The organism is Kitasatospora sp. NPDC056783, assembly GCF_042789895.1.
Taxonomy (GTDB): Bacteria; Actinomycetota; Actinomycetes; order Streptomycetales; family Streptomycetaceae; genus Kitasatospora.
Genome location: NZ_JBHUAF010000153.1, coordinates 1 through 18,472 on the forward strand (window position 1 = coordinate 1; position 18,472 = coordinate 18,472).

The following is an 18,472-nucleotide window of genomic DNA, read 5'->3' on the forward strand; positions in this document are numbered from 1 at the left end:
CCTCCCGCATGTCCGGGCCCGCTCCCCCGTAGGGGCGGGCTCGGGGACGGATCGGGGTCGGGATCGGGGGTGGGCACGCTTGACTCTTCCGGCACGCGATATATCGTCTTTAAAAGAGAACGCGATACATCGCGATCGACAACGGGAGGCGGCAGAGATGAGCCAGTGGACGGTCGAGGGCACCGAGAGGATCACCTTCGACGAGCCGGTGCGCGCGCTCCACGTGCGGACCATCGAGGGAACGGTGAACGTGGTGGCGGCCGAGGGCCCGACCCGCCTGGAGGTCACCGAGCTGGTCGGCGACCCCCTGCACGTGACCCTGGTGGACGGCGTCCTGACGGTCACCTACAAGGACATCAACAGCTGGGGCGAGTTCGGCGACTGGCTCAAGTCCGTCGGCTCGGTGAAGAACTTCTTCGGCAGCTTCAAGCGCAAGCGGATCACCGGCGTGACGCTGACCGTCCCCGCCGACGTCGAGGTCAAGGTCGGCACCGTGTCGGCCGACGCCACCGTCACCGGGGTCTCCGAGCACGTCTCGGTGCAGAGCGCCAACGGCGACGTCACCTTCGCCGGGGTGACCGGCCGGATCGACGCCTCCACCGTCACCGGCGACGTGGACGCCCAGGCGGTCGGCGGCCGGCTCAAGGTCAACACCGTCTCCGGGCAGCTCACCGTCATCGCCGGCACCGCCGACCGGGTGCAGGCCAACACCGTCACCGGCGCCGTCACGCTGGACCTCGACGTGGCCGGCGAGACCGACGTCAAGGTCAACACCGTCAGCGGCCCGGTCGTGATCCGCATCCCCTCCCTCGCCGACGCCACCGTCGAGGCCGGCTCCACCAGCGGCGACGTCTCCAGCACCTTCGAGGAGCTCCAGATGAGCAGCACCTGGGGCGCCAAGAAGATCTCCGGCCGGCTCGGCGAGGGCCGCGGCAGCCTCAACGTCACCACCGTCTCCGGCGCGGTCACCGTGCTGCGCCGCCCCGACGCGGAGGACGAGGGCCCGGTGGTGGTCAAGGAGCTCCCGGCCGGCCCCGGCACGCCCAGCTTCACCAAGGAGGCCTGAGATGACCCCGGTGTTCGGCCACGGCCGGCTGCGGCTCTACCTGCTGAAGCTGCTGGACGAGGCCCCGCGGCACGGCTACGAGGTGATCCGGCTGCTGGAGGAGCGCTTCCAGGGCCTGTACGCCCCCTCGGCCGGGACGGTCTACCCGCGGCTGGCCAAGCTGGAGCAGGAGGGCCTGGTCACCCACACCACCGAGGGCGGCCGCAAGGTGTACCGGCTGACCGACCCGGGCCGCGCCGAACTCGAAGCCCGGCAGAGCGAGTTGGACGAGCTGGAGCTGGAGATCCACGACTCCGTGGCGCAGCTCGCCGGGGCGATCCGGGAGGACGTCCGGGAAGGCGCCAAGGACCTCCGCGAGGAGCTGTGGAACGCCGCCAAGCAGGCGCCGAGGCCGGAGCGCGCCGAGCGGGCCGGTGACCCGTGGGCCGGGCCCTGGGGCGACAACGAGTCCTGGCAGCGCGCCAAGGAGGAGTTCGCCCAGTTCAAGCAGCAGGCCAAGGAGCAGGCCAAGCGCGCCCGGGAACAGGAGAAGGCCGCCAAGGCCAAGGCGAAGGCCGCCGAGGAGGAGGCCCGCCGGCTGCGCGAGCAGGCCAAGGCCTCGCGCACCGCGGCCCAGCAGGAGGCACTGCGGATCAAGCGCCGGGTCGAGCAGCAGGTGCGCGAGCACGCCGCCAAGGGCGACTGGCCGACCGGGCTGGCCGAGGGCCTGTCCGAGCTGACCAAGGGCCTGGCCGGGCTGGCCGACGCGGCCCGCTGGGGCCACGGCGCGGAGCCGCCCGCCGAGCCCGCCGAGCAGGTCACCGTGACCCGGATCGACCTGGACGAGGACGAGCCCGGCGCCCCGGCCGACCTGCCCGCGTGGGCCCGAACCGACCCGGCCGGGGAGCCGGCCCGCGAGCTGGAGCGGCTGCTCGACCGCTTCCGCGACCAGGTCCGCGACGCGGCCCGGGACGGCGGGGTGAGCACGGCCGAGCTGGCCGAGGCCGGTGCGGTGCTGGGCGCCGCGGGCGAGCGCCTCAAGCGGCTGCTCGGCTGAGCCGGCGGTCCGGCGTCCGGCCCGGTGCCCCCTTCGCGGTGGGCGCCGGGCCGCCGCCGTGCTCAGGCCCGTCGGTACGGGCCCGGCAGCACGGGTCGGTGCGGCTAGGGCGTGAGGACGATCTTGCCGAAGACGTCGCCCTTGGCGAGCCGGGCGAAGCCCTCCCGGGCCTCGGTCAGCGGCAGCACCGAGTCGATCACCGGCCGGACGCCGGTGTGGGCGCAGAACGCGAGCAGCCCGGCCAGTTCCTCCTTGGTGCCCATGGTCGAGCCGACCACCTTGAGCTCCAGGAAGAAGATCCGGTTCAGCTCGACGGAGCTGGGGTTGGGGCCGGAGGTGGCCCCGGAGATGACGATGGTGCCTCCCGGACGCAGCGACTTCACCGAGTGCGACCAGGTCGCGGCCCCGACCGTCTCCAGCACCGCGTCCACCCGTTCGGGCAGCCGGGCGCCGCTCTCGAAGGCCGCGTCGGCGCCGAGCTCCACGGCCCGGACGCGCTTGGCCTCGTCCCGTCCGGTGACCCAGACCCGCAGGCCGGCCGCCTTGCCGAGGACGATCAGCGCGGTCGCCACCCCGCCGCCCGCGCCCTGCACCAGCACGGTGTCGCCGGGCTTGACCCCGGCGTTGGTGAACAGCATCCGGTAGGCCGTCAGCCAGGCGGTGGGCAGGCAGGCGGCCTGTTCGAAGCTCAGCCCGGCGGGCTTGGGCAGCAGGTTCCAGGTGGGCACCGCGACCCGCTGGGCGAAGGTGCCCTGGTAGCGCTCGGTCAGGATGGAGCGCGGCTCGGCGGGGCCGACGCCGTGGCCGCTCTGGCCGATGACCGAGTGGAGGACCACCTCGTTGCCGTGCTCGTCGACGCCGGCGGCGTCGCACCCGAGGATCATCGGCAGCTTCTCGGCGGGCAGGCCGACCCCGCGCAGCGACCACAGGTCGTGGTGGTTGAGGCTGGCGGCCCGGACCGTGACCACGCTCCAGCCCGGACGGGCCTGCGGCTCGGGGAGGTCACCCAGCTCCAGCCCGCTCAGCGGGTCGGCGGCGTCGATACGTGCGGCGTAGGCGGCGAACATGCCACCGGACGATAGCCGCGACGGCCCGGGGCCGGAACCACGCGGACGTGTGACGCGTGTCCCGGCCCCGGGCCGTTTGCGACGGTGCGGTCGGATCGTCAGATCCGCGCCACGCCCTCCGCCCGGGCGGCCTCGGCGACGGCCTTGGTGACCGCCGGCGCGACCCGCTCGTCGAACGGCGAGGGGATGACCTTCTGCGGCGTCAGCTCGTCGGCCACCACGCCGGCCAGCGCCTTGGCGGCGGCCAGCTTCATGCCCTCGGTGATCCGGGAGGCGCGGACCTGGAGGGCGCCCGCGAAGATGCCCGGGAAGGCCAGCACGTTGTTGATCTGGTTCGGGAAGTCGCTGCGGCCGGTGGCGACCACGGCGGCGTACTTGTGCGCGACCTCGGGGTGGATCTCCGGGGTGGGGTTGGCCATCGCGAAGATGAACGCGCCCTCGGCCATGGTCGCGACGACCTCCTCCGGCACGGTGCCGCCGGAGACGCCGATGAACACGTCGGCGCCGGCCAGCGCGTCGGCCAGCGAGCCCTTGACGCCGGTGCGGTTGGTCAGCGCGGCGATCTCGGCCTTGACGTCGGTCAGGTCGCCGCGGCCCTCGTACACCACGCCCTTGCGGTCGCAGACGGCCACGTCGCCGATGCCGGCCGCGACCAGCATCTTGGCGATCGCGATGCCGGCCGCGCCGGCCCCGGAGATGACGGCCCGCAGCGAGCCGATCTCACGGCCGGTCACCTTGGCCGCGTTCCACAGGGCGGCGGTGCTGACGATCGCGGTGCCGTGCTGGTCGTCGTGGAACACCGGGATGTCCAGGGCCTCCTGGAGCCGGCGCTCGATCTCGAAGCAGCGGGGGGCGGAGATGTCCTCCAGGTTGACGCCGCCGAAGGAGGGCGCCAGCCGGACCACGGTCTCGACGATCTCGTCGACCCCGGTGCAGGCGAGCGCGATCGGCACCGCGTCCACGCCGCCGAACTGCTTGAACAGGATGGCCTTGCCCTCCATGACCGGCAGCGAGGCCTGCGGGCCGATGTCACCGAGGCCCAGCACCGCGGTGCCGTCGGTGACCACTGCGACGGTGTTGGCCTTCCAGGTGTAGTCGTCGACCAGTTCCGGCTGCTCGGCGATGGCGGTGCAGACCCGTGCGACACCGGGGGTGTAGGCGAGGGACAGGTCGTCCGCGTCGCGCACCGGGACGGTCGCCCGGATCTCCATCTTGCCGCCGCGGTGGAGCGCGAAAACCGCCTCGACCGGATCGTCGGTGTCCTGGGTGCTGCTGATGATCTCCGCTGCCACGATGACCTCTTCGTCAGTGATCTGGCGAGGGCACGCGACCGACGGACGGGCGACCCCGTCCGGAAACCGGAAACCGGGTACGCGGAAGCGGACCCGGGACGAGGGTCGGGGCGCTGCCGTCGGGCGGCGCCCTCGAATGAGGGTGTTATTGGGTCTGGTGTTGTCCGTGTTGTGCTTCCCGCCCGAGCGTAGGTCGGACGACGGCATCGCACCTATGCCTTTTCGTCCTCGTCACGTACGGTTCATCGCCGCGCCGTCGTGTCACAGGGGCCCGGCGTCGGAAGCACCGGGCTCCGGCGGCGGCAGCGGCATGAGCGCACACGCACCCGCGGGAGTGAACACAGATCCGAAGGGGAGTCGGGTGTTCCGGATACGGAGCCGCGTGAGGCTTCCGTTCCCGAGCACCCCGAGCCTGTCGGGGCTCGTCGGTCCGGTTCGAGCGTTCGGGGGTCACCCGGTGACGATTCTGACACACCCGCGGCCGGGCCCGGCAGGGCGGGACGGAACAGTGCGGTCCGCATACCTATGCGCACAGTGACAGGGCCTCGGGATGGGTCCGAATAGCGGACAGCGCGACCCCTCGTTATCCGATTTTGATCTGGATGAGGGCCACCTGGGTGTCATCAGATGGCAGGATTCCCCCCATCTCCGATCGAGTCGGCCCGTGGTCGAGGCGGTTCGGTCGACGTCCACCTCGGCGGAGGGTGGCGGAAGCAGTACCTCGAAAGACCTCGGGCGGCCTCCCCCGCGCCCGGGCAACTGCACGACCCGGCCTGCACGTACGACGACGTACGGCGACACGCACGTACCGAACCGTCCGGTTCGCCGTTTCCGGTGCGCCGCTCCCGCGGCGCGCTCCGCCCGACCTCTCTCCCCCAGGATGGAGATCCCCCTCATGAGCGCCCGTTCCCAGCGCAACCGACTCCTCGCGGCCGGCCTGGTCGCCGCCTCCGTCTCCCTCGCGCTGACCGCTTGCAGCAGCGGCAAGGACGAAGGCAGTGGCGCCCCCAACGCCTCCGCGACCGTCAACGAGGTCAAGGCCGACCCCAAGCTCGCCTCGCTCGTCCCGGACGACGCCAAGGCGGCCGGCAAGCTCCTGATCGGCGCGGACGCCTCGTACGCGCCGGACGAGTTCAAGGACGACAGCGGCAAGGTCATCGGCCTGGACGTCGACCTGGCCAACGCCATCGCGGCCAAGCTCGGCCTGAAGGCCGAGGTCCAGGACTCCGGCTTCACCGCGATCCTCCCCGGCATCCAGTCGAACAAGTTCCAGCTCGGGATGTCCTCCTTCACGGACACCAAGGAGCGCGAGGAAGTCGTCGACATGGTCACCTACTTCAACTCCGGCAGCGCCGTCGCGGTGAAGAAGGGCAACCCGGAGAAGATCGACGCGAAGGACCTCTGCGGCAAGAAGGTCGCCGTCCAGACCGGCACCACCCAGGCCGACGAGATCAACGACACCCGCAACCCGGACTGCGTCAAGGCCGGCAAGCCGGGCATCCAGAACGGGGGCGACAAGTTCGACCTCCAGACGGACGTCACCAACGCCGTGGTCTCCGGCCGCGACCAGGCGATGATGGCCGACTCCCAGGTCGTCGACTACGCGGTCAAGCAGTCCGGCGGCCAGCTGGAGAAGGTCGGCGAGACCTACGGCGTGGCCCCCTACGGCGTCGCCCTGGCCAAGGGCTCCAAGCTCACCCCCGCCATCCAGGGCGCCGTCCAGTCGCTGATCGACGACGGCACCTACAAGCAGATCCTCACCAAGTGGGGCGTCGAGGCCGGAGCCATCGACAAGTCGGTGATCAACAGCGTCGCCGCCGGCCACTGACCCTCGTACGCTCCATCTTCTCCCCCGAGGCCACACGTGAACTCTTCGGACAAGGGGACGGCGGAGAAGGGACGGCCTGAGACCATCAAGGCCGTCCCCGTCCGCCACCCCGGACGCTGGGCTGGCGCCGTCGTCATCGCCCTGCTCGCGGCGATGCTGCTGAGCGCCCTCTTCACCAACCCCGCTTTCAAGTGGGACATCGTCGGTCAGTACCTGTTCCACGCCGGCATCATGCACGGCCTGCTGGTCACGCTGGAGTTGACCGTGCTCGCCATGCTCATGGGCGTGGTCGGCGGCATCGTCCTCGCGGTGATGCGCCTGTCCCCGAACCCGCTGCTGGCCGGCGTCGCCTGGGTCTACATCTGGGTCTTCCGCGGCACTCCGGTGCTGGTGCAGCTGGTGTTCTGGAACTTCCTCGGCCTGATCTGGGCCAAGCTGTCGATCGGCGTCCCGTGGGGGCCGGAGTTCTGGTCCCAGCAGACCAACGTGCTGATCCCGACCTTCGTCGCCGCGCTGCTGGGCCTCGGCCTCAACGAGGCCGCCTACATGGCGGAGATCGTCCGCGGCGGCATCCAGTCGGTGGACGAGGGCCAGGCCGAGGCCGCGCACGCGCTCGGCATGAGCCGGTTCCAGGCCATGCGCCGGATCGTCCTGCCGCAGGCCATGCGGGTGATCATCCCGCCGACCGGCAACGAGACCATCTCGATGCTCAAGACCACCTCGCTGGTCTCGGTGATCTCCCTGGAGGAGATCTTCCGGGCCGGGCAGGTGATCTACTCCCGCAACTACCAGAACATCCCGCTGCTGATCGTGGTCAGCCTCTGGTACCTCTTCTTCACCTCCGTGCTGACCATCGGCCAGTACTACCTCGAGCGCTACTACGCCCGGGGGTCCAACCGCACCCTCCCGCCCACCCCGCTGCAGCGGCTCCGGGGCCTGTTCGCCGGGAAGCCCGCCGCCCCCGGGACGTCCCCCCGCACCGCCCCGGGGCACGACGGAGGTGGTTCCGCATGACCGACCTGACCAAGACCCCCGCCGACGCCGCCGCGTCCGGCGAGCCCATGGTCCGCGCCGAGAACGTGCACAAGTCCTACGGCCTGACCGAGGTGCTCAAGGGCATCGACCTGGAGGTCAGGCAGCGCGAGGTGTTCTGCCTGATCGGCCCGTCCGGCTCCGGCAAGTCGACCTTCCTGCGGTGCATCAACCACCTGGAGAAGATCAACGGCGGCCGCCTCTGGGTGGACGGCGAGCTGGTCGGCTACCAGCAGCGGGGCGACCGGCTGTACGAGCTCAAGGACCGCGAGGTCGCCGTCAAGCGGCGCGACATCGGCATGGTCTTCCAGCGCTTCAACCTGTTCCCGCACATGACCGCCATCGAGAACGTGATGGAGGCACCGGTCCAGGTCAAGGGCGAGAGCAAGGCGGAGGCCCGCGAGCACGGCATGGCCCTGCTCCAGCGGGTGGGCCTCGCCGACAAGGCGAAGAACTACCCCTCGCAGCTCTCCGGCGGCCAGCAGCAGCGCGTGGCGATCGCCCGCGCGCTGGCCATGAAGCCCAAGCTGATGCTCTTCGACGAGCCGACCTCCGCGCTGGACCCGGAGCTGGTCGGCGACGTCCTGGACGTCATGCGCGGCCTCGCCGAGGACGGCATGACCATGGTGGTCGTCACCCACGAGATGGGCTTCGCCCGCGAGGTCGGCGACGCGCTGGTGTTCATGGACGGCGGCGTGGTGGTCGAGTCCGGCGCCCCCCGCGAGGTGCTCACCAACCCCAGGCACGAGCGCACCAGGGCCTTCCTGTCCAAGGTGCTCTGAGAGCCCCACCGTCGGCGCCCGGCAGGCCTGACCTGCCGGGCCCGACGTTTTCTCCGCCCGGGTAATAGGCTGGAGGCTGTCAGCCCGTTACCGACCCTGGAAGGACCCCTGTGGAGCTCGCCGCGTACGCCGATCTCGCCGTTCGGCTGGTGAACACCGAGGAGCCCGAGCGCGGCACCGACACGCTGACCTCCGTGGAGGCGGTGCGCGGACTGTTCTCCGACTCCGCGCGGGCCGCCGCGCTGGCCGACGAGTCCGACCTGCCCCGGCTGCGAGCGGTGCGCACCAGGCTGCGCGGGGTCTTCGAGGCCGCCGCCGAGGGGGACGAGATCCGCGGCGTCGACCTGCTGAACAGCCTGCTGATGGAGTACCCGGTCAGCCCGCTGATCTCCGGGCACGACTACCTGGACGCCGCCGGGCGGCCCCGCTGGCACCTGCACCTGGCCGACAACTCGGCCACCGCCACCGCGCACTTCAGCGCGGTCGCCTGCATGGGCCTGGCCGTCCACCTGACCGAACTCGGCGCCGACCGGCTCGGCATCTGCCAGGCCGCGCCCTGCCGCAACGCCTACCTGGACACCTCGACCAACCGCTCCCGGCGCTACTGCTCGGACCGCTGCGCGACCCGCGCCAACGTCGCCGCCTACCGCGCCCGCAAGCGCCAGGAGGCGGAAGCGGCGGCCCGCGCCTGAGCCCACCCGGAGCGGCCCGCGCCTGAGCCCACCCGGAGCGGCCCGCGCCCGGGTGCCGGGCCTAGAGCCCGTCGGCCGCGTCGACCCAGGCGCCGAGCCGGCGGGCCAGGCCCGGCACCCGGGCCAGCCGCGGGGTGCGCAGCAGCCGCTCCAGCCGGCGGCCCGGCGCCAGCCACACCGGGCTCGGACGCAGCCGCAGCAGCGCCCGGCCGAGCACCAGCTCGTCCGGGACGGCACCGTAGCTGCGGCTGTCGCTGTCCACCGGACGGTTGTCGGAGAGCAGCCACCAGCCCCTGGCCCGGCGCTCCGCGGCCCGCTTCACCACCAGCAGGTCCTGCTGGAAGGGGTGCCGGAAGACCACCACCGCGCCCGGCCGGATCGGCGCGCCGTAGCGGACCAGCAGCTGGTCGCCCTCGCGCAGCGTCGGCACCATCGACGGCCCCGCCACGTCGACCAGCCCGAACGGCAGCACGCCGCCCGGTTCGCCGTCCTCCGGTCGCGTGCTCCGCGCCACGACTCCTCCTCCCGATCGGCCCGCCCCCAGTCTGCCGTACGGGCCGTCATCTGTTCGATGTCCGAATTGACACGGTTCCGGGTCCGTCTTTCGCCCTAGGCCCACCGCCCGACCGCGAAACCGGGAGGGCGGAAGGGTAATCTCGGGCGCGGGAAGACGATCTAAGGAAGGACTCCCATGTTCTCTCGTCTGTTTGCACCGCGCGCCACCGCCCACGCCCACTGCGACCTGCCCTGCGGCGTCTACGACCCGGCGCAGGCCAAGCTGGAGGCCGAGTCCGTCAAGGCCACCCAGGAGAAGTACCAGGCCAACGAGGACCCGCACTTCCGCGCCCGCGCCATCATCATCAAGGAGCAGCGCGCCGAGGCCGTCAAGCACCACATCTCGGTGCTGTGGAGCGACTACTTCAAGGCCCCGCACTTCGAGAAGTACCCGCAGCTGCACCAGCTGATCAACGACACCCTGAAGGCCGCCTCGGCCGCCAAGGCGTCCACCGACCCGGCCACCGGCCAGGCCCTGCTGGACCTGATCGCCGAGGTCGACAAGATCTTCTGGGAGACCAAGCAGGCCTGAGCCTGACGCGTCGCCACCCCGGCCGCCCCCGTCCGCACCGTCGGACGGGGGCGGTCGTGCGTTCACGTCCGACCCGGACCCGGTAAGGGTCGCTTGCCCGGAGCGGCTGTTATGCTGCCAAGGCGTCCGAGGGGGAAGTCCGGTGTGAATCCGGCGCTGACCCGCAACGGTGAGCACGGCCCGCACCAGCCCGGACGGCCGTGCCAGCCCGATCGCCCCCGGCCGCCCGACCTCCCGACAACTCGCCGCGGACTGCGAGGGGAACGGCGCCCCGGCACCCGTGCGGCCCGCGCCCGCCCCGGCGCACCCACGGCCCGAGGCAAGGCGCCACCCGTGAACCGCGCACCCGCGAACCGTGCAGCCAGCCCGCCCGCTCGTCGCATACCCGTCGCCCCGCTCGCCGCCGGCCTCGCCGTCGCGCTGCTGCTCTCACTGGTCTGCGGGGTCGCCCTCGGCTCCTCCGGAATCGGCCTGCCCCGCGTCCTGCGCCTGCTGGGCGCCGGGCTCACCGGCGGCCGGCTGGACGCGGACGAGGCCGCCGCCTACGCGATCGTCTGGGAGATCCGGCTGCCGCGCACCGTCCTGGCCGCCGTGGTCGGCGCCGGGCTGGCCGCCTGCGGGACCGCCGTCCAGGCCCTGGTGCGCAACTCCCTGGCCGACCCCTTCGTGCTCGGCATCTCCTCCGGCGCGGCCGTCGGCGCCAACGCCGTCCTGCTGTTCGGCGCCTTCGCCTCGCTCGGGGTCTGGGCGGTCTCCGCCTCCGCCTTCGGCTCCGCGCTCGTCGCCATGACCCTGGTCTACCTCGCCGCCCGCACCGCGTACGGGCTCACCCCGCTGCGCCTGGTGCTCACCGGCACCGCCCTGTCCTACGGCTTCTCCGCCGCCACCACCCTGATGGTCTTCGCCGCCGACCGCGGCGAGGCCGCCCGGGACGCCATGATGTGGCTGCTCGGCAGCCTCGGCGGCGCCACCTGGGGTTCGGTGCCGATCGCCGCCGTCACCGTGCTGGCCGGCCTCGCCCACCTGGGCCGCGCCGCCGGCCGGCTGGACGCGCTCGCCATGGGCGACGAGACCTCCGCCTCGCTCGGCGTCGACCCGGACCGGCTGCGCCGCGAGCTGTTCGTGGTGACCGCCGCCGTCACCGGCACCGTGGTCGCGGTCAGCGGGGCGATCGGCTTCGTCGGGCTGCTGATGCCGCACCTGGCGCGGATGCTGGTCGGCGCCGGGCACCGCCGGGTGCTGGTGATCGCGCCGCTCGCCGGGGCCCTGCTGCTGGTCTGGGTGGACATCGCCTCGCGCACCCTGCTGGCACCCGCCGAACTGCCCGTCGGGGTGTTCACCGCGGTGCTCGGCGTGCCCGCCTTCCTGCTGATGATGCGCCGCCGCGGCCAGGGCTTCGGAGCCGCCCGATGAACGGGACGAACAGGACGAACGGGATGACTGACGGGGCCGGGGCCCAGGACCTCGCCGTCGACGCCGTCTCGGTGGAGCTGGCCGGCACCCGGCTGGTCCACGAGGTGAACCTGGCCGCCGCCGCCGGGCAGGTGGTCGGGCTGGTCGGGCCGAACGGCAGCGGCAAGTCGACCCTGCTGCGCTGCGTCTACCGGGTGCTCAAGCCGGCCGGCGGCGTGGTCCGGCTGGCCGGCGACGACCTGCACGCGCTCACCGCCCGCGAGAGCGCCCGACGGGTAGCCGCGCTCACCCAGGAGCACTCCGCCGAGTTCGACTTCACGGTCGCCGAGGTGGTCGCCATGGGCCGGCTGCCGCACCGCCGCGGCTTCGGCGCCCCGGCCGACGGGGACGAGGAGCGCTGCGCCGAGGCGCTGCGCAAGGTCCGGGCCGGGCACCTCGCCGAGCGGGGCTTCCTGAGCCTGTCCGGCGGCGAGAAGCAGCGGGTGCTGTTCGCCCGCGCGCTGGTCCAGGAGCCGCGGCTGCTGGTGCTGGACGAACCCACCAACCACCTCGACATCGCGCACCAGTTGGAGGTGCTGGCCCTCGCCCGCGAGGCCGGGCCGACGGTCGTCACCGCGCTGCACGACCTCAACCTGGCGGCGAGCCACTGCGACCTGCTGTACGTGCTGCGGGCCGGCCGGATCGTCGCCTCCGGCCCGCCCCACGAGGTGCTCCGACCCGCCCTGCTGGCCGAGGTGTTCGGCGTCCGCGCCACCCCGGTGCGACACCCGGAGACCGGCGCCCTCCAACTGCTGTTCGACCGCCTCGCCCCCTCCGCCTGACCAGCCCCCGAAGGAACCACCTTGCGCACCAAGGCCGTTGCCACCGCCGCCCTGCTCACCCTCGGACTCACCGCCTGCGGCGCCGAGATCGCCCCCAAGGAGGCCGCCGCCGGCTCCGCCCACTACCCGGTGACGGTGGAGAACTGCGGCGAGAAGCTCACCTTCGCCCACAAGCCCGCCCGGGTGGTGACCAACGACGTCAACATCACCGAGCTGATGCTCTCGCTCGGCCTCGCCGACCGGATGGCCGGCTACGTGATGCCCGACGACAAGGGGAAGATCGACGAGGTGGCCTGGAAGGACGGCTACCAGCAGACCGCCTGGCTCTCCAAGAAGGTGCTCACCAAGGAGATCGCGCTGGACGCCAAGGCCGACCTGGTCCTCGCCGGCTGGCACTACGGCTTCGTCGAGAGCACCGGCGTCACCCCGCAGGCGTTCAAGGCGCTCGGCGTCGACTCGTACGTGCTCAGCGAGTCCTGCCGCAGCGGCAAGGGCGCCGAGCGCGGCGTGATGGACCCGCTGGAGGCGCTCTACACCGACCTGGCCAACCTCGGCGAGATCTTCGACGTCAAGGACCGCTCCGACAGGCTGGTCGCCGACTTCAAGGCGCGGATCGCCGCCGTCCCGCAGCCCGAGCACCACCCGTCCGTCTTCCTGTACGACAGCGGGCAGGACAAGCCGTACACCGCCGGGAAGTTCGCCGCCGCGAACGAGATCATCGCCAAGGCCGGCGGCACCAACATCATGGGCGACCGGGCCGACACCTGGTTCACGGCCGGCTGGGAGAGCGTGGTGCGGCTCGACCCCGAGGTGATCGTGATCAACGACCACGCGACTCCCCTCGCCGAGGAGAAGCGCCGGTTCCTCAAGTCCTTCCCCCCGCTGGCCGACGTCGCCGCGGTCAGGAACGACCGGATCTTCGCCATGGACTACGTCGACCTGGTGGAGAGCCCGCGCAACCCGGCCGCGATCGGCACGCTGGCCGACTACCTGCGCACCGTACCGGCCCGTTGACCGTCCGCTGACCGCCCTCCTCCGGCCGGGTGGCCGGGCGTACGCTCAAGGTACGAACCGACGGAACCCGACCGGAGGAGCGAACCCATGGCCACCGTGGCGGGCCCCGCCGCCTTCGACGCCCACGCGCTGCGCGAGGGCATCGAACGCGGCGACGCCGAAACCCTCCTGGCGCTCTACGCCGAGGACGCCGAACTGCGCATGGTCGATCGCAAGACCCAGCCCAGTCACCCCCTGGTGATGCACGGGCGGGCGGAGATCGGCGCCATGCTGGACGACGTCTACGGCCGCGAGATGACCCACAAACTGGAACAGGTGGTGGTCCAGGGCGACCACGTCGCCTTCCTGGAATCCTGCCGCTACCCGGACGGCGTCCGGGTGTTGATGTCCTCGATGGCCGACCTGCGGGACGGCCGGATCGTCGACCAGACCTCCGTCCAGGCCTGGGACGAGAGCGGTCCCGCGCAGTAGGCTCACACCCATGATCCGCACCGCCGTCGCCAGCGACGTCCCCGTCATCCACGCCATGATCCGTGAGCTCGCGGACTACGAGAAGGCCCTGCACGAGGCGAAGGCCACCGAGGCCCAGCTGCACGACGCCCTGTTCGGCGAGAACCCGGCGCTGTTCGGCCTGATCGCCGAGGACGGAACCACCGGCGAGCCGGTCGGCTTCGCGCTCTGGTTCCGCAATTTCTCGACCTGGCGCGGCACCCACGGGATCTACCTGGAGGACCTGTACGTCCGCCCGGAGGCGCGCGGCGGCGGCCACGGCAAGGCGCTGCTGACGGAACTCGCCCGGATCGCCGTCGAGCGCGGCTACTCCCGGGTCGAGTGGTCGGTCCTGGACTGGAACCAGCCCTCGATCGACTTCTACAAGTCGATCGGCGCGGTGCCGATGGACGAGTGGACGGTCTACCGTCTCACCGACGGGGCGCTGGCCGCCGCCGGACGGCGCTGAACGGTCCCGTACGGGCCGGGGAAAGGGTCTGCCACCCTGCGTCGCAATGCCTTACCATGAGTAACTCCCGAACCGGGGTGCGGAAGGCAGAGCGATGGCGGATCCGCGGCGCCGGGCCCCTTTCAGGGGCAGCAAGCGGTAACAAGCGGGGTACCAAGCAAGCACAGCGCGCCACCCAGGAGGCAAGGGTGTCCCAGATCGACGGCGATCTCGGTGTTCAAGACTTCGTGGAGGTCCGGCTGCCCGCAGCGGGCGCCTACCTCTCCGTGCTGCGAACAGCGACGGCCGGGTTGGCGGCCCGGCTGGACTTCACCCTCGACGAGATCGAGGACCTGCGGATCGCGGTCGACGAGGCCTGCGCCATCCTGCTCCAGCAGGCGGTGCCCGGCTCCGTACTGTCCTGCGAGTTCCGGCTGGTCGGCGACTCGTTGAAGGTGACCGTCGCCGCCCCGACGACCGACGGCAAGGCGCCCGAACGGGACACCTTCGCCTGGACGGTGCTCTCCGCGCTGGCCGGCGAGGTCGACTCCTCGGTCGCCGAGGACAACACCGTGTCGATCAGCCTGCACAAGAAGCGCGGCGGGACCCCGGCCCACTAGTCGGGCCGGCCGGCAGCGAGCACCACCCAGCACCACCCGCGCAAGGGCCGTCCGCCGAAACCCCGATCCGGGGCCCGGCGGACGGCTCCCGGTACCGCCCCCGGGGCGGTACGACCAACGAGACGATTCCGGGGCCGCCGGCCCCGGTGCTCCCGGAACGGAACGGGGGAATGGCCGTGAGTGATCTGGACCGTACCGGCCTCGCGACGGCGGGACCTGCCGTACCGACCCAGGCGAGCGTTCCCGGCCTCGCCGCCAACGACGAAGCGCACCCGAAGGACGCCCACCGGATGAGCCACCCCACCGAGCCGACGTCCGATCCGACGCCCGCCTCCGCGTCCCCGCCGGACCCGGTGACCGAGACGGACCCGGTGACCGAGACGGACCCGGTGACCGAGACGGACGCGGCGGACGCGGCGGACCGGGCGGACGCGGCGCCCGAGACGGACCGGGCCGCCGAGGCCGAGCCGCACGGCGCGGTGCCCGCCCAGAGCTCGCACCGCACCGGCGCTCCGGACCGGGAGGCCGCCCGCGCGCTGTTCGTCCGGCTGTCCGCGCTTCCCGAGGGCTCCCCGGAGCGGGTCGAACTGCGCAACCAGCTGGTGCGGATGCACATCCCGCTGGTCGAGCACCTGGCCCGGCGCTTCCGCAACCGCGGCGAGCCGCTGGACGACCTGACCCAGGTCGCCACCATCGGGCTGATCAAGTCGGTGGACCGCTTCGACCACGAGCGCGGGGTCGAGTTCTCCACCTACGCGACGCCGACCATCGTCGGGGAGATCAAGCGGCACTTCCGCGACAAGGGCTGGGCGGTGCGCGTCCCGCGCCGGCTCCAGGAGCTGCGGCTGTCGCTCACCACGGCGACCAGCGAGCTCTCCCAGCGGCACGGCCGCTCCCCCACGGTGCACGAGCTCGCCGAGCACCTGGGGATCTCCGAGGAGGACGTCCTGGAGGGCCTGGAGTCCGCCAACGCGTACTCCACGCTGTCCCTGGACGTGCCGGACAGCGACGACGAGTCGCCGGCCGTCGCGGACACCCTGGGCGCGACCGACGAGGCGCTGGAGGGCGTCGAGTACCGCGAGTCGCTCAAGCCGCTGCTGGCCCAACTGCCGCCCCGGGAACAGAAGATCCTGGTGCTGCGGTTCTTCCGGAACATGACCCAGTCGCAGATCGCCGCCGAGGTGGGGATCTCCCAGATGCACGTGTCCCGGCTGCTCGCCCGGACGTTGGCGCAGCTGCGGGAGAAGCTCCTGGTCGAGGAGTAGGACTGACGCGGGCTCAGGCCGCGGCGGCCCTGTGCGCTCAGCCCTCCGGCTGGGCGTACAGGGCCGCCGTCGACTTCGGGTTCAGCAGGCAGCCGATGCCCACCAGGCCGAGCAGCCCGACCAGGACGCCGACCGCGACCATCCCGCCGCCGATCTGGCACATGTAGTAGGCGACCGGCAGGCAGATCGAGTTGGTCAGCACCGCCGGACTGCGGCCCCAGCGGCGCTCCTTGAGCAGCGCGCGGGCGGCCAGGATCGGCAACACGCCGAGCAGCACGATGACCGCGCCGCCGAACTCGTTCAGGGCCAGCTGCCTGGCCTCGCCGGAGAGCGCGGACACCATGTCCATGACGCCGACGACGGCCAGCGCGGCGCCCTCCAGGGCGGTGAGGGCGGCGCCCAGGGTCAGGGAGGCCGGACGGCCGGAGCCTGCCGAGGGTGCGGGGGCGGAGGTTTCTGCGGTCACTCCAGCAGGGTAGCCGCCGGTTGGTCCGTACCGACCCGTAGGCTTTCCCCATGCGCGCTCTCCTGGTCGTGAACCACAAGGCCACCACCACCAGTGGCCGGACCAGGGACGTCCTGATCCACGCGCTGCGCAGCGATCTGAAGCTGGATGTCGCCGAGACCCAGTACCGGGGCCACGCCCGCGACCTGGCCCGCGAGGCGGCGGAGGACGGCACGGTCGACCTGGTGGTGGCACTGGGCGGCGACGGCACCGTCAACGAGGTGGTGAACGGGCTGCTCGCGCACGGCCCGGGCGAGAAGGTCCCGCGACTGGCCGTGGTGCCGGGCGGTTCGACCAATGTGTTCGCCCGCGCGCTGGGCCTGCCCAACGATCCGGTGGAGGCCACCGGCGCGCTGCTGGACGCGCTGGAGCACGGCCGCGAGCGGCCGATCGGGCTGGGCAAGGCGATGACCGACGGCCTGCCGGACCGCTGGTTCACCTTCACCGCCGGCCTCGGCTTCGACGCCGGGGTGGTGGGCCGGGTCGAGGAGCAGCGCCGGGCCGGGCGCAAGTCCACCCACGCCCTGTACGTCGGCCAGGCCCTGAAGCACTACTTCACCCAGCGTGAGCAGCGCCGTTCCGGCCCGGTCTCCCTGGTGCTGCCGGGCCGGGCGCCGGTTCCGGGTCTGGTGCTGTCGATAGTCAGCAACACCTCGCCCTGGACCTTCCTCGGCAACCGTCCGGTCTACCCCTCACCGCTCGCCTCCTTCGACACTGATCTGGACGTCTTCGGCATCACCCGGATGACGGCGTTCGGCACGGCTCGAACGGTCCGTCAGATCCTGCGGTCGTACGCGTCTTCGAGCGACGGCGCCCCTCCGGCCGGCCCCGGCGGGAAGCACGTCGTCTCCTATCACGACGTCAGACACTTCACCTTGGTTTCGGAGGAACCCAGCCCGTTCCAGGTCGACGGCGACCATCTTGGAGACAGGAGTCGCGTCAGTTTCACAGGCGTTCGGCGGGCACTGCGTGTGATTGTGTGACTGGAAGGGGGTTTCCTCCTTCTTCTCGAACGCACAAGCCCCCTTCACTCCATAGAAGTACTGGCTGTGAGCTAGGCGACACCGAAGAATCCAAAATTCCTCCCCGAAGGGGGTTGTATCCGAGCCCGAGGTTTGCGAACCTCTACATGGCGATCGGGACACATCGCAGCGACGGCAACTCCGGAACCACAGGAGCGCCGACCGCGGAGCGTCCCTCGAATCGCCGAATCCCCCCCAGCACAGACCACCCGGGCCCGATGGGCCTTTGGTCTCTTTTGCTGTTGCGGGATTCGTGAAAGCGTTCACATTCACAAGCCATTCGATTATGCCGATCGGGCCACCCCCCGCGGCAGGAGGAGTTGGACGACCATGGACTGGCGCCACCGCGCTGTCTGCCGCGAAGAGGACCCGGAGCTGTTCTTCCCGATCGGGAACACCGGTCCTGCTCTGCTGCAGATCGAGGAAGCCAAGGCCGTGTGCCGCCGCTGTCCGGTGATGGAGCAGTGCCTCCAGTGGGCTCTCGAAACCGGCCAGGACGCCGGCGTCTGGGGCGGCATGAGCGAGGACGAGCGTCGCGCGATGAAGCGCCGCGCCGCCCGCAACCGCGCCCGCACCGCCTGATCGCGCAGCGATCACACGCCGTAGCACCAGCAGTAACCGCCGTACCGATCGACACATGATCAAAGGCTTCCCTGCACCTCCTGGTGAAGCCTTCCGCACAAAGGGCCACGCCCCGCGCGGTCCCGCGACACCTGACGGCCCAGCCACTTGATACTGTTCACGGAGAGCAATATTGTGGAGCTGAGGCGCTCACCGTGTGCAATGCACCGGTGAGGTGTCGCACCACCCAGAGCCCCCGCTCCGGCCGACTCCCCCCGACGGCCGGAACGGGTTGAGAGGCCCTGTCGACCCACCCCCCCCCCCGGCGCCCGGGCCGCCGGGCGGGGTGCGCGCGCCGGCGCGCGGCGCGGGCCCCCCCCGCACGCGCCGGGCGCCCGCCCCCCGCGCCCCCCCCCGCGCCCCCCCCCCCCC

At 71.9% G+C, this 18,472-nt stretch carries 20 protein-coding genes and 1 riboswitch; of the genes, 16 read left to right on the forward strand and 4 right to left on the reverse strand.

Annotated elements, in window-relative coordinates; genetic code table 11:
- Positions 1 to 157: 157 nt before the first annotated feature.
- Positions 158 to 1,066: a DUF4097 domain-containing protein gene (locus ACFRMQ_RS21855; protein WP_380732200.1), complete on the forward strand. Its 909-nt coding sequence runs from the start codon at positions 158 to 160 to the stop codon at positions 1,064 to 1,066.
- Between the two features lies 1 nt (position 1,067).
- A complete protein-coding gene (locus ACFRMQ_RS21860) occupies positions 1,068 to 2,102 on the forward strand; it encodes a PadR family transcriptional regulator (RefSeq protein ID WP_380732201.1) in 1,035 nt (344 codons plus the stop codon).
- A gap of 104 nt (positions 2,103 to 2,206) precedes the next feature.
- Here the strand turns inward: ACFRMQ_RS21860 and ACFRMQ_RS21865 are convergent, their stop codons facing one another.
- A complete protein-coding gene (locus ACFRMQ_RS21865; protein ID WP_380732202.1) occupies positions 2,207 to 3,169 on the reverse strand; it encodes a zinc-binding dehydrogenase in 963 nt (320 codons plus the stop codon).
- A gap of 98 nt (positions 3,170 to 3,267) precedes the next feature.
- The gene (locus ACFRMQ_RS21870) at positions 3,268 to 4,461 is read right to left on the reverse strand and encodes an NADP-dependent malic enzyme (protein ID WP_380732203.1); all 1,194 of its coding nucleotides are present in this window, start codon (positions 4,459 to 4,461) and stop codon (positions 3,268 to 3,270) included.
- A gap of 895 nt (positions 4,462 to 5,356) precedes the next feature.
- Between ACFRMQ_RS21870 and ACFRMQ_RS21875 the strand changes: the two genes are divergently transcribed.
- From ACFRMQ_RS21875 to ACFRMQ_RS21890, 4 genes are all read left to right on the forward strand, one after another.
- Positions 5,357 to 6,289: an ABC transporter substrate-binding protein gene (locus ACFRMQ_RS21875; protein WP_380732204.1), complete on the forward strand. Its 933-nt coding sequence runs from the start codon at positions 5,357 to 5,359 to the stop codon at positions 6,287 to 6,289.
- Positions 6,290 to 6,325: 36 nt separating this feature from the next.
- Positions 6,326 to 7,303, forward strand: coding sequence for an amino acid ABC transporter permease (locus ACFRMQ_RS21880; RefSeq protein ID WP_380732205.1), 978 nt, complete (start codon positions 6,326 to 6,328; stop codon positions 7,301 to 7,303).
- Positions 7,300 to 8,103: an amino acid ABC transporter ATP-binding protein gene (locus ACFRMQ_RS21885; RefSeq protein WP_380732206.1), complete on the forward strand. Its 804-nt coding sequence runs from the start codon at positions 7,300 to 7,302 to the stop codon at positions 8,101 to 8,103. The genes ACFRMQ_RS21880 and ACFRMQ_RS21885 overlap by 4 nt, the downstream gene beginning before the upstream one ends.
- Before the next feature lie 110 nt (positions 8,104 to 8,213).
- On the forward strand, positions 8,214 to 8,795 hold the full coding sequence (locus ACFRMQ_RS21890) for a CGNR zinc finger domain-containing protein (protein WP_380732207.1): 582 nt from the start codon (positions 8,214 to 8,216) through the stop codon (positions 8,793 to 8,795).
- A gap of 61 nt (positions 8,796 to 8,856) precedes the next feature.
- Here the strand turns inward: ACFRMQ_RS21890 and sodX are convergent, their stop codons facing one another.
- Positions 8,857 to 9,228 (reverse strand): nickel-type superoxide dismutase maturation protease, encoded by a 372-nt coding sequence (sodX, locus tag ACFRMQ_RS21895; RefSeq protein ID WP_380732217.1) that lies wholly within the window; start codon positions 9,226 to 9,228, stop codon positions 8,857 to 8,859.
- A 258-nt stretch (positions 9,229 to 9,486) separates the two neighbouring features.
- On the opposite strand from sodX, the gene sodN reads away from it, so the two are divergent.
- The 8 genes from sodN to ACFRMQ_RS21935 all read left to right on the forward strand — a co-directional run bounded on the left by sodN (position 9,487) and on the right by ACFRMQ_RS21935 (position 15,952).
- Complete coding sequence (gene sodN, locus ACFRMQ_RS21900) at positions 9,487 to 9,882, forward strand: superoxide dismutase, Ni (RefSeq protein WP_045699892.1); 396 nt, start codon at positions 9,487 to 9,489, stop codon at positions 9,880 to 9,882.
- 129 nt (positions 9,883 to 10,011) lie between these two features.
- A riboswitch (cobalamin riboswitch) is annotated at positions 10,012 to 10,100 on the forward strand.
- 115 nt (positions 10,101 to 10,215) lie between these two features.
- A complete protein-coding gene (locus tag ACFRMQ_RS21905) occupies positions 10,216 to 11,295 on the forward strand; it encodes a FecCD family ABC transporter permease (RefSeq protein WP_380732208.1) in 1,080 nt (359 codons plus the stop codon).
- Between the two features lie 23 nt (positions 11,296 to 11,318).
- Entirely contained in the window at positions 11,319 to 12,116 is a 798-nt protein-coding gene (locus tag ACFRMQ_RS21910) for an ABC transporter ATP-binding protein (protein WP_380732209.1), read from the forward strand.
- Positions 12,117 to 12,137: 21 nt separating this feature from the next.
- A complete protein-coding gene (locus ACFRMQ_RS21915; protein ID WP_380732210.1) occupies positions 12,138 to 13,130 on the forward strand; it encodes an ABC transporter substrate-binding protein in 993 nt (330 codons plus the stop codon).
- Between the two features lie 87 nt (positions 13,131 to 13,217).
- Positions 13,218 to 13,601: a nuclear transport factor 2 family protein gene (locus ACFRMQ_RS21920; protein ID WP_380732212.1), complete on the forward strand. Its 384-nt coding sequence runs from the start codon at positions 13,218 to 13,220 to the stop codon at positions 13,599 to 13,601.
- Between the two features lie 10 nt (positions 13,602 to 13,611).
- Positions 13,612 to 14,088 (forward strand): GNAT family N-acetyltransferase, encoded by a 477-nt coding sequence (locus ACFRMQ_RS21925; protein WP_380732213.1) that lies wholly within the window; start codon positions 13,612 to 13,614, stop codon positions 14,086 to 14,088.
- A gap of 188 nt (positions 14,089 to 14,276) precedes the next feature.
- Positions 14,277 to 14,687 (forward strand): anti-sigma regulatory factor, encoded by a 411-nt coding sequence (locus ACFRMQ_RS21930; protein WP_316526340.1) that lies wholly within the window; start codon positions 14,277 to 14,279, stop codon positions 14,685 to 14,687.
- Between the two features lie 176 nt (positions 14,688 to 14,863).
- Entirely contained in the window at positions 14,864 to 15,952 is a 1,089-nt protein-coding gene (locus ACFRMQ_RS21935) for a SigB/SigF/SigG family RNA polymerase sigma factor (protein WP_380732214.1), read from the forward strand.
- A gap of 37 nt (positions 15,953 to 15,989) precedes the next feature.
- On the opposite strand, the gene ACFRMQ_RS21940 is transcribed toward ACFRMQ_RS21935, so the two are convergent.
- Positions 15,990 to 16,418, reverse strand: a complete 429-nt coding sequence (locus ACFRMQ_RS21940; protein WP_380732215.1) for a hypothetical protein — start codon at positions 16,416 to 16,418, stop codon at positions 15,990 to 15,992.
- A gap of 50 nt (positions 16,419 to 16,468) precedes the next feature.
- On the opposite strand from ACFRMQ_RS21940, the gene ACFRMQ_RS21945 reads away from it, so the two are divergent.
- Entirely contained in the window at positions 16,469 to 17,440 is a 972-nt protein-coding gene (locus ACFRMQ_RS21945) for a diacylglycerol/lipid kinase family protein (RefSeq protein ID WP_380732216.1), read from the forward strand.
- A gap of 369 nt (positions 17,441 to 17,809) precedes the next feature.
- Positions 17,810 to 18,061, forward strand: coding sequence for a WhiB family transcriptional regulator (locus ACFRMQ_RS21950; protein WP_014138019.1), 252 nt, complete (start codon positions 17,810 to 17,812; stop codon positions 18,059 to 18,061).
- Positions 18,062 to 18,472: the final 411 nt, after the last annotated feature.

Excerpts from the sequence above, each read along its gene's own strand:
- ACFRMQ_RS21855 (WP_380732200.1), top strand. The coding sequence starts at position 158 with ATGAGCCAGTGGACGGTCGAGGGCACCGAGAGGATCACCTTCGACGAG.
- ACFRMQ_RS21860 (WP_380732201.1), top strand. The coding sequence starts at position 1,068 with ATGACCCCGGTGTTCGGCCACGGCCGGCTGCGGCTCTACCTGCTGAAG.
- ACFRMQ_RS21865 (WP_380732202.1), bottom strand. The coding sequence starts at position 3,169 with ATGTTCGCCGCCTACGCCGCACGTATCGACGCCGCCGACCCGCTGAGC.
- ACFRMQ_RS21875 (WP_380732204.1), top strand. The coding sequence starts at position 5,357 with ATGAGCGCCCGTTCCCAGCGCAACCGACTCCTCGCGGCCGGCCTGGTC.
- ACFRMQ_RS21885 (WP_380732206.1), top strand. The coding sequence starts at position 7,300 with ATGACCGACCTGACCAAGACCCCCGCCGACGCCGCCGCGTCCGGCGAG.
- sodX (WP_380732217.1), bottom strand. The coding sequence starts at position 9,228 with ATGGTGCCGACGCTGCGCGAGGGCGACCAGCTGCTGGTCCGCTACGGC.
- sodN (WP_045699892.1), top strand. The coding sequence starts at position 9,487 with ATGTTCTCTCGTCTGTTTGCACCGCGCGCCACCGCCCACGCCCACTGC.
- ACFRMQ_RS21910 (WP_380732209.1), top strand. The coding sequence starts at position 11,319 with ATGACTGACGGGGCCGGGGCCCAGGACCTCGCCGTCGACGCCGTCTCG.
- ACFRMQ_RS21920 (WP_380732212.1), top strand. The coding sequence starts at position 13,218 with ATGGCCACCGTGGCGGGCCCCGCCGCCTTCGACGCCCACGCGCTGCGC.
- ACFRMQ_RS21925 (WP_380732213.1), top strand. The coding sequence starts at position 13,612 with ATGATCCGCACCGCCGTCGCCAGCGACGTCCCCGTCATCCACGCCATG.
- ACFRMQ_RS21945 (WP_380732216.1), top strand. The coding sequence starts at position 16,469 with ATGCGCGCTCTCCTGGTCGTGAACCACAAGGCCACCACCACCAGTGGC.
- ACFRMQ_RS21950 (WP_014138019.1), top strand. The coding sequence starts at position 17,810 with ATGGACTGGCGCCACCGCGCTGTCTGCCGCGAAGAGGACCCGGAGCTG.